This window comes from Paenibacillus xylanexedens, from assembly GCF_007676705.1.
GTDB classification, from domain to species: domain Bacteria; phylum Bacillota; class Bacilli; order Paenibacillales; family Paenibacillaceae; genus Paenibacillus; species Paenibacillus xylanexedens_C.
In genome coordinates, this window is sequence record NZ_VEBF01000358.1 from 1 (window position 1) to 266 (window position 266).

1 pseudogene is annotated in these 266 nt (G+C 49.6%); it reads right to left on the minus strand.

Annotated elements, in window-relative coordinates:
* Window positions 1-53 precede the first annotated feature (53 nt).
* Window positions 54-266: pseudogene (locus FS628_RS32255) on the minus strand (phosphodiester glycosidase family protein); the annotation flags it as partial.

A 266-nucleotide genomic window follows, 5' to 3' on the forward strand; every position in this document is an offset into this window, starting at 1 on the left:
TCAATCCTCACCCCCACACTCTCTACCCCTTCAAATCCAACACCCAACTTGCGTCACATTCCTTTCTTATAAATCCTTTCTCCCCCATCCACCTCACCACTCCCCTTCTCCACAACTCTACACATCCTACTCCTTCTCTTATTATACACCTCTCTCCTTCTTTTAGTACAACAACAACTCTCGACACCAGCATCTTTTCCCCCCGCAACCTCTTCCCTAATTGCTTGCCTCCGCGGAGTAATGCTCTCCTCTGACAGCTCGCTGCG